This is a genomic window from Kribbella sp. VKM Ac-2568, from assembly GCF_004345365.1.
Lineage (GTDB): Bacteria > Actinomycetota > Actinomycetes > Propionibacteriales > Kribbellaceae > Kribbella > Kribbella orskensis.
On record NZ_SLVF01000029.1, the window covers coordinates 1 to 8,852 of the forward strand.

At 66.6% G+C, this 8,852-nt stretch carries 7 protein-coding genes and 1 pseudogene; 3 read left to right on the forward strand and 5 right to left on the reverse strand.

The window, feature by feature from the left end; genetic code table 11:
- Positions 1 to 687: 687 nt before the first annotated feature.
- Positions 688 to 1,035: an N-acetyltransferase gene (locus tag EV648_RS42150; RefSeq protein WP_241996130.1), complete on the forward strand. Its 348-nt coding sequence runs from the start codon at positions 688 to 690 to the stop codon at positions 1,033 to 1,035.
- Positions 1,036 to 1,512: 477 nt separating this feature from the next.
- On the opposite strand, the pseudogene EV648_RS45545 reads toward EV648_RS42150, so the two are convergent.
- From EV648_RS45545 to EV648_RS42170, 4 genes and pseudogenes are all read right to left on the reverse strand, one after another.
- A pseudogene (locus tag EV648_RS45545) lies at positions 1,513 to 2,101 on the reverse strand (GIY-YIG nuclease family protein).
- Between the two features lie 193 nt (positions 2,102 to 2,294).
- On the reverse strand, positions 2,295 to 2,573 hold the full coding sequence (locus EV648_RS42160) for a hypothetical protein (protein ID WP_132302084.1): 279 nt from the start codon (positions 2,571 to 2,573) through the stop codon (positions 2,295 to 2,297).
- Between the two features lie 99 nt (positions 2,574 to 2,672).
- Entirely contained in the window at positions 2,673 to 4,352 is a 1,680-nt protein-coding gene (locus EV648_RS44985; RefSeq protein ID WP_305000069.1) for a LuxR C-terminal-related transcriptional regulator, read from the reverse strand.
- 13 nt (positions 4,353 to 4,365) lie between these two features.
- Complete coding sequence (locus EV648_RS42170; RefSeq protein ID WP_132302086.1) at positions 4,366 to 5,676, reverse strand: AAA family ATPase; 1,311 nt, start codon at positions 5,674 to 5,676, stop codon at positions 4,366 to 4,368.
- Positions 5,677 to 6,458: 782 nt separating this feature from the next.
- Here EV648_RS42170 and EV648_RS42175 point away from each other — a divergent pair.
- Both EV648_RS42175 and EV648_RS45550 read left to right on the forward strand, forming a co-directional pair.
- On the forward strand, positions 6,459 to 7,004 hold the full coding sequence (locus tag EV648_RS42175) for a hypothetical protein (RefSeq protein WP_132302088.1): 546 nt from the start codon (positions 6,459 to 6,461) through the stop codon (positions 7,002 to 7,004).
- 903 nt (positions 7,005 to 7,907) lie between these two features.
- Complete coding sequence (locus tag EV648_RS45550; protein ID WP_370452786.1) at positions 7,908 to 8,339, forward strand: bifunctional DNA primase/polymerase; 432 nt, start codon at positions 7,908 to 7,910, stop codon at positions 8,337 to 8,339.
- A gap of 11 nt (positions 8,340 to 8,350) precedes the next feature.
- Here EV648_RS45550 and EV648_RS42185 read toward each other — a convergent pair whose 3' ends face one another.
- Positions 8,351 to 8,656, reverse strand: coding sequence for a response regulator transcription factor (locus EV648_RS42185; protein ID WP_199235155.1), 306 nt, complete (start codon positions 8,654 to 8,656; stop codon positions 8,351 to 8,353).
- Positions 8,657 to 8,852: the final 196 nt, after the last annotated feature.

The window sequence follows — 8,852 nt, forward strand, 5'->3', positions numbered from 1 at the left end:
GCCAGCCGCCTCGGCACTCGACTTCTTTGCAGCGTTCACATCAGTCACAGGTGTCTCCTACGTCTCAGGAGTTACACCGAATAACTTACAGTCCCCGACGCGCGACCTGGACACGGCGGACCGGGGCAGGTGTGGCGTTGAGGTCCGGTCAGGCGACGGATGACGCGGCCCGTCATGCCATGGTTCGTGCCATGAAGCTGCGTCTATTGGAGAAGGAGAACGCGGTCAGAGGGGGCGAATCAGGTAGCTGTGCAGTCTGAAGTCCACCAGTGTTGGCGTTGCCATGGCTCTCATAATCCCTGGGCCGGCGGGTCGAGTCCCCGCCGCCGCCAACGCCCGGATCGCGGCAGATCCGTGCCCTCGCGCTGAGGGCACCTGACAGATCCGTCAGCGCCAGATGATCCCAGTGATGATGGATGCAGCGGCAAGCACGCTGGTTCCTGCCCATTGCCAGTTCCGTTGCACGAAGGTGCGGCCCGCGTACAGGCGGTCGACCTGAATGGTGAACTCCCGTGTCAGCGAAGGGACACTGACCGCCCGCTCGCTGGGCTTTTGCTGGTCGGCAGCGAAGCAAGCGAAATCGTGAACTAACCTCGCACCGTGATCCTTGAAGACGTCCGGGCAGACAACTGGCGAGCATGCACGGCGCTGGAGGTGGAGGAGACGCAGCAGCGCTTCGTTGCGCCCGTGGCCAACTACCTGGCCCTCTGCGCGTATGGGGACAGCCCGTGGCACCCTCTCGCCGTTCGGGTCCGCGAGGAGGTCGTCGGCTTTGTGATGTGGGGCGTTGATCCGGCCGACGAGAGCTTCTGGATCGGCGGTTTGGTCATTGATCGTCAGCATCAGCGACGAGGGTACGGACGGGCGGTGGTAGCTGGACTGCTCGAACGGGGTGCGTCGGATGGACATCGAGTGGCGGCGCTGAGCTACGACCTGCGGAATACGGTGGCTCGTTCGCTCTACGCGAGCATGGGGTTCGTCGAGACCGGTGAGCTCGACGATGACGAGACGGTCGCTCGCAAGCGACTGACGTAGGTTCCTCTTCCGCCGCCGGTGACGTCCCTGTTGCGAGCCCGGGTCCAACGGGGACAAACCCATGAGATGGGACGATCCGGCGCACTCTGCACGTAGCGTGGAACTGCCCTTTACCTCGCACCTTTGAACGGCAACCAGCGCCAATCGACGCAAAGCCGTAACGAGGACCATCAGGCAGAAGCCTCTCTGCAGGGGACGAGGGCCGACTGGCTCCGTACGGTCGCGATTGAGCCGCAGTGCCTCCCGTAGCGACTGCTGATCTGCGGGCGCCGGCCGTGCGGACACTGCTCGATGACCGGGCTAGGCGTGCCATGGTTCGTGCCATAAAACTGCGTCTAGCAGTGGAGAACGCGGCTGGAGTAGAACGGATCCAACGCCCGTGGAGTCTGAAGTCGACCAGTGGTGGGGCGGCCATGGCTCTCATAATCCCTTGGCTGGACCGTCGAGTCCTTATCCGCGTTCGACGCGGCGACGGCGCTAGCTCACGGATGGTTCGCGTGCTCGTGCGCGTTGGTTGGCGCGGGCGGCGGTGAGTTCGGCGTGAAAGCCGCTCTGCTTGTTCTGGTCGAGGTAGAGCGGGAGTACCAGGTGGTGGATGAGTTGGCTTTCGAGTAGCCAGGGGGTTGGGGTGGAGGCCCAGCAGACGCGGGCATGACGGGACATCCAGTCCGACAGGACCGCTGCCAACGCGGCGCAGCCGAATGCCCAGTTGTTGGCTGAGCAGGCAGCCCAGCGTCAGCCGCAGGGTCGACGCGTCGGCGTTGCCGCGATAGTGGTAGCGAATGCGGGACCGTAGGTTCTGGTGGCTAGCGGCGCGTCCGTTCGCGGGTGGTGCCTTGGGTGAGATCCCCACGTACAGCAAGGCGCCGGCGGCGGTGTGGTGGCAGCCCTGTACGGGGACGCAGTGGTGGGGCTTGGTCGAAGTACCAGGCGTATACACCGGCGACCGCGGCACAGGACAAGGCGGTGTCAGGACCTGGTCGCGGGTGAGCACGGAGACCGTCTCGAGCAGGGCGGCGAGTTCGTCAGCGTATTCGGATGGTGGCACACCATCATGTTGCCGCATCCGCAACCATTGCCGTAGGTAGGCGGCACCCAGTGTGCCAGTGGGTGGCCGGTGGTCTGTCCCGCTGAGCCGTGCCCAAGTTATGCAGGTGAGGATCAGTTTCCGCTGCGACGGTGATCCGATTCAGTTGCGGTCACCGCAGACGACCGCCCCGCCAAGTGGTGGCGGGGCGGTCAGGCACGGGGCCCTTGCTTTAGACCGGGCGAGGCGCCGAATCGTGCACTCGGCGGATCCGGTTGGATGCCACGAAGGCGGCTCCGGTGACGGTGGCTCCGGCGAGTGCCCCAGCGGCGACCTGGGCCGGGTCGACGTGACGGCCGTTGTCTGGAGGCATCAGGACGATCGCGTCGCCGCCACCTCCTGCTTCGTGCTTATTGATGGCGTGTGCGGACGTTCCGATGATCAGCGGGAGCGTCGCGATGCCGGTGGCCGCGAGCCCGGCGGCCGTGCGGGTGATGAGTTTGGTCATCATTGGAATCCACTCCTTTGTTGTCGGACATGGCAATGACTGTCCGCTGTAAGGAGCGGGGCGGGCATCGGGTACTTGCCCTCAGATTTTGGGCCGAAGTCCTTAGGACGCGGCCCAGTTAGCCGGTTGGCCGGGTGGGTAGCCGAGCCTGCCGGCCAGTGTGGCGACTTCGCGTCGGGACGTGGTGCCGGTCTTGCGGAGCACGTTGGACACGTGCACGCTGACGGTCTTCTTGCTGATAAACAACGCGGCTGCGATCTCGGCGTAGGTCCGGCCGGCTACGAGGTGGGAGAGGATTTCCTGCTCGCGCTTGGTCAGGGTCTGGAAGGCGGTGGGGACCTTGTCGGTGGCCGGTAGCTCGGGTTCGCCAAGGGAGATCCTGGCGAGCGCGGCCAAGGTTTCGATCTCGTGACGCAGTGGGCTGGCACCCATCCCGCCGGCCAGACCGTACGCCGATCGCAGCGGGGCGGCGATGACCGCGCGGGGTGCGCCTTCGGTGAGGAGGGCGTGTGCCCATTGGTGGGAGGCGACAGACTCTTCCCATCGCAGCCCAGCAGCCGCGCATCGCTGTACCGCTTCCTCCCAGAGGGCCGAGGTTGGTGACTGGGCCAGGCAGCGTGCGGTCTCGGCCGCGTAGACCGCTTCGAGCGCTGGCAGGATCAGGTCCTCGGCGGCGAGTGGCTCGAAGGGTGGGGGTTGCAGCCCGTGGCGAATCTCGACGATGCCGTCGAGCAGCTCTCTGGCGTGCGTGATGCGCGCGTGATCTCGTCTGTCACGAGCCTCCTCGGCCATGTCAGCAGCCGATCGTGCGCCCAACATCAGCATCTCGTCGACGACTCGGGGGTCAACGATCTGGACGACCATCGTCCGCGCGAGCAACTCCAGGGCACGATCCGGCTGACTATTGGCGACCAGGTACTCGGCCACAACCGGCGGCGCAAACAACGCAGGACGATCGTCAAGATCTGGTATCAGCTCCTTGGCCCGCTGTAGGTGCAGGCGGGCTCGGTCAAGGTCTCCGCGGCGCACCGCCAGCAGGGCCGCAGCCAGTCGGACGTGAGCGCCGTCGTGCGGCATCCTGGCGAGGGTTAGTCCTTCACGGATTGCACGGTCGGCGTCCGAATGTTGTCCGACTATGAGGAGGTTTCGAGCCACGGCGCCGGCATAGAACGCCGCCAGGTTCGACTCCCCGCCGTCCAGGCACTCCCGAAGCGCTGCCTGCTCGATCTCAAGAGCCTCGGCAAGGCGGCCGCGAAAAGTCAGCCAGGCCCCTCTGGTGATTCGGGCGGCCGTCACCTCGTTTGAGTCGCCGGTCAGCTTGGCGTGGCGGACGGCTTCGGCGGAGTCGTGATCGGCACGGTCATCGCGGATGTATGCGTAGGCCAGGGCAATGTAGGCCCTTGATAACGCCTCGTGGGAGCCTGATCGCCGGGCCGCCTGAAGGGATTCCTCGGCGTAGCGCCGCGCCGCGTCAAACGAGTCGGTCCACGAGTGACACTCACTGAGTTCGGCCAATGCTAAGGCGTACTCGGGGCTGTCCGGGTATGGCTCGCACAGTTTGACGGCGCGCTCGGATGCGTCGAATGATACGTCGCCGCTGCGTCGGCCGGTTAAGGACTCAAAGTCGGCGACCTTTCTGATGACGCGGCTGGCCCGAAGCGGGTCTCGGCCCTCGTCGACGAGCTGATACGAGCGGGTCCAGGCTGCGAGGGTCTCCTCGCCACCTCCGTCCCTGCTCGACACGAAGGCCCAGCGTTCGAGAAGATCGAGCTCAGCATCCACCGCTTGTGTGCCTTCATTGTGCACGGTCGGCCACAGGCGCGTTGCGCGGCGCAGGTGGACCGCCTGTTCGGGCAGGGCCTTGAGTTGCTTTGCGAGGGTCGGCGGCGCGCAGCGAGGCCTCCAGGCTTGCTGCCGGATTGTGGGCGCCTTCGTAATGGTGGGCGAGGTCACCCAGCCGCTGGAGCCGATCGATGCTGGTGCCGGCCCGGGTCTCCAGCGTCTTGGCCCAGGCCGCGTGGATCGGCACCGCCTCACCCGGTACGAACGTCGCGTTCAGGACCTCGGCAAGCAGCGGATGCCGGAACCAGCACATCGCACCGCCGTGCGTCACGCAGATTCCGCCTTGTGTTGCCTCGATCAGCGCGACCGTCACCGCCTCGGCTCCGATGCCACGCGACGCGGCTACCTCGATCAAGTCCGCGGACGTGACTGGTCGCCCGGCGACGGCCAGTAGCCGCATCACCTCCCGCGCGGCGGCGGGCAACCGCTGCCAGGCAGCCAGCAGCGCGCCGGTCAGCTCAGCCGGCAAGCCGGTCGGCAGATCCTCGTCCGCGACCGTGAGCCCCCGCGCCAGCAACTCGCTGAAATACGGGTTACCAGCGGAGCGCCGGACGACCTCGGACACCAGGTGCGGATCGGGCCGACCACCCAACAGCATCGCCAGTTGCTGCTCGGTCTCGTCGTGACTCATCCTGTCCAAGTGCAGCGAGGACACCGAAGGCAGCCGCATCAGATCGGCCAGCCAGACGTGCATCGGGTCGCCAGGTGCGAGTTCCTCGTCCCGGTAGGTCACCACGACCGCGAATCGCTGAGAACGGAACCCGGCCACCAGATAGGTGATCGCGTCCCGCGAAGCCATGTCGGCCCACTGCACATCGTCCACGACCAGCACCGCCGGGCGCACCGCGACGAGTGCCTGAATCAACCCATCGACGACCGACAGCAGTCGGACCATGCTGCGCATGGGCTGCCCGCCCAGCGCAGGCAAGAGCTCGGTCGCCGCAGGCACAGCAGCCAGCACAGTCGACCGGTCGTCGCTCTCGGCCGACTCCAGCCAGCCCTCCACCGCGCCGATCAGCGCGATGTACGGAGCGTCCACCGCGCCGAAACGCACGCAGCGCCCCCACAGGACCGCCGCGCCGTTCGCCGCCGCCTGGTCGCACACCGCACGCACCAGCCGCGTCTTGCCCACACCGGCCTCACCATGCACGAACACCGCGCACGGCTGCCGCTGAGCCGCAGCGCTCATCGCCGCCGCGAGGACTCTCCCCTCCTCGAGGCGGCCCGCGATGCCCGGCAGTTGCGCTCCTGGCCCCCCACCCACACCAGCAGTCTCCGCCCAAACAACCCAGATGTCTCCACAAATCCGTCAGTAACGTTGCGGTCAGTCGCCCGGGGCGCGGGCGTGCGGAATTGCAAGTTGCGCCAGGTCGGAGGCCATCCCATCTGTACGCTTCGACGGCCGCGGTCGATCAGCTGGCAACCGTGAGTGATCATGGGTCCGCGAGCGCCATAGCCGTGGCGCCCGGCGGCCGTTCCGTTGTCTCAAGCCTGTCGCGCCAGACGGCTGGCGGGCGGACACTGCGTATATGGGGACGGCAGTGGACAGCCACGTCTTCGGCTCGCCGGTCGGATTCGGGGGCTGCTGGACGCGGAGGTGCGGGCAGTGTGGCGCGATCGGTCGGCCGTGCGGTGCTGGTGCATGGTGCGGCGGGGATCGGTCGGAGCAGGCTGGTGCGGGACGCCTGCGACAGGCTAGTGGCCCAAACTCAAGGTGCTGCGGAGAACCTGTGTGCACTTCGGCGAGGCATTGGCACGGTTCGCGCCGCTGTCCGGTGTGGACGCGCGGTGGGGGCGGGCAGACGAAACGTCTCGCGCGGAATTGGGGTCTGGGAGGTGAGCTGGGCTCGCTGCGCCGCCATTGCGTGATGCACGCGCCGACGGCCTGGGTCGCGTGCTGCTCATTGATCAACATGGTGATCAACCGCCCACCGACCGTGGCTGGTTGTTCGATGGCGTCGCCACTGGTTATGCGTGCGTGGATGACGGGCGATTTGGTCCGAGGCAGCCGCTGTGCGGCGCAGCGGCTCCGAACGGAGGATGAGCATGGCTCACGCCAAGCGAGTGGGGTCGGCGATCGTCGGCCTGGCACTGGCGACATCGCTCGTCGCGTGTGAGAGCGATGACACGGGCACCGACTCCGGTGACACCTCCCAGGGTGCCGGCGGCGGGAAGGGCGGCACGGTGACGGTCTACTCCATCAACGACGTGGAGCATCTCGACCCCGGGCGGAATTTCGCCACCGACGCCGGCATGATCGGCAAGCTCATCACCCGGACGCTGACGGACTACCGCTACGACGCCAAGTCCAAGAAGATCGTGCTCGGGAACGACCTGGCCGAGAGCTATGAGTCATCGCCCGACCTGAAGACGTGGACCTTCAAGCTCCGCACCGAGAACCTGCTGCTCCTCGACCCGACCCACAACCTGAGGTGGCCGTGCGACCCCAGGCGCACCCACAACCACCAGTCTGCGCCGCCTCCAACAAAGTTGTCTCCCACACCGCGCCCAGCGAAATGGCTCGCCCCGCAGCGTCGCAGCCATCGGCTCGCGCCGTCCCGGACCAGCGAGCCCGACCACGGCAAGATCTGACGGGACCCCAGGTCCTCATCTGAGGGGGTGCACCCGATGCGGAGAGCCGGGCTGTGAGTCGACGGTGAAGACAGCGGCAATCCCGCCGCCAGAACCCTTCAAGGGGACTAATCGTGAACCGCCCACATACGACACTCGCCGTCTGCGCACTCGCGCTGAGCGCCGTCGGATTCACCGCCAGCGACGCAGTGGCAGGGTCCCGGACAACTAGGTCCCGCGCTCCGCGACGGTCGCTCCGCTGGCACCGGAGTACAACTACCCGAACTACGACCCGCAGTACGAGGTGCCCCGGCAGAGGCTGCGACTGCCCGCAGCGCGTCGGACGACAACGTGACCGAAGCCCTGCAGACGGGCGCCTCCGCAGTCGGCGTCGCTGCGCTAGCCCTCAGCGAGATGTGGTTGTATCGGCGCCGCCACGTTCCAGCCACCTACCCCCCGCAAGTCCGGTTCGCCTCCAGTTGAGTCCAGCAGAGTGGTGTACGACGAGGTGGTGGCTGGCCCGGGTGTAGACCTGGGTGCGGTCACCGCGTGATTCTTCGAGGAATCTCTCACAACCCACTCGAAGAGAATCACACTGCGATGACCGCTGGTTCCAGGATCGACCCCGCCGAGTTCTTGCATGAGCATCTGCAGCAGGCCGGCCCGGATCTGTTGCGTGAGTTGATGGAAGGCTTCATCAAACACGTTCCTGTCTGCCGAGGCTGACAGCGTGTGCGGCGCCTCGTACGGGTCCTTGGCAAGGCCAAGGATCTGTCAATGGGTCTGTCAATGAAACATGGTCATCTCTAGGTGGCGTGGAGCCATTCATGGAGCGAACTGGAGTCAAACGGGGATGGCAGAGTGGTCTAGACGGCCATGTTCGCGAACTTCTGGAGGCTGAAGGCGAGCCGTGTGACAGGTGCCATGGCTCTCATAGTCCCTGGGTCGTGGGTTCGAGTCCCACCCGCCCCACACCAAGGTCAGCCCGTGTTCCCCGTCGCGCCGGGCGGCAAAGCGCCGGCGGTCGACAAGGACTGGGAACACGTCGCAACCACCGATCACGCCAGAATCGACCACTGGCGGGGAAAGGCCCCGTTCAACATCGGTATCGCCACCGGCCCGTCGGTCTGCTGGTGGCGGACGTCGACCAGCCGAAAGAACCATGCACGCACCCACCGGCGCCGTGGCGAGACAGCGGAGCACGATCCGGGCGCGACGTGCTCGACCAGCCCGCCGCGCGCGCCGACGCACCGCTCCCCACAGACGTGGAAAGTCATCACGCCCAGCGGAGGACCCCGGGCCGTCGACGCTCTCTCTAGCCCGACCGCTGCCTGGCGGCAGTACGAGCCCAAGTGAGACGGCTACCTTTACTGAACTCTTCCACGCTCGGTTGCCTTGCCATGCCGAGGGACTACGAGCCCGGTCTCGTAGGCGAGCACGACGGCCTGGCTGCGGCTGGTCAGCCCCAACTTGGTCAGCACTCGCGAGACGTGCGTCTTCACGGTCGTCTCACCGATGGACAGGTCGCGGGCTATGTCGCTGTTGGACAGCCCCAGGGCTAGCTGGGTGAGGATGTCGGTTTCGCGTTCGGTCAGGACGTGCAGCCGCTCGTCCGGAACCGGCGCTGCCGTGGCGAAGGTCTCCACGAGTCTGCGGGTGACCGAAGGTGTCATCAACGCGACCCCGTCGCGGGCGGCGCGAAGGGCAGCGAGCAGCTGCTGCTCCGGGGCATCCTTGAGCAGGAACCCGACCGCGCCGGCTCGAAGGGCCTGGTAGTTGGGTCGGCCCGGGGCGCGGTGCCCGGATTGCTCCGGGTCCGTTTCGCCGGGCCGCCCGCCGAACCCGGCGTGCGATTCTCACCGCACCGGG

Bases quoted from the DNA above. Each gene is read 5' to 3' on its own strand.
- EV648_RS42160 (WP_132302084.1), bottom strand. From the start codon at position 2,573: ATGATGACCAAACTCATCACCCGCACGGCCGCCGGGCTCGCGGCCACC.
- EV648_RS42175 (WP_132302088.1), top strand. From the start codon at position 6,459: ATGGCTCACGCCAAGCGAGTGGGGTCGGCGATCGTCGGCCTGGCACTG.
- EV648_RS45550 (WP_370452786.1), top strand. From the start codon at position 7,908: ATGGCTCTCATAGTCCCTGGGTCGTGGGTTCGAGTCCCACCCGCCCCA.
- EV648_RS42185 (WP_199235155.1), bottom strand. From the start codon at position 8,656: ATGACACCTTCGGTCACCCGCAGACTCGTGGAGACCTTCGCCACGGCA.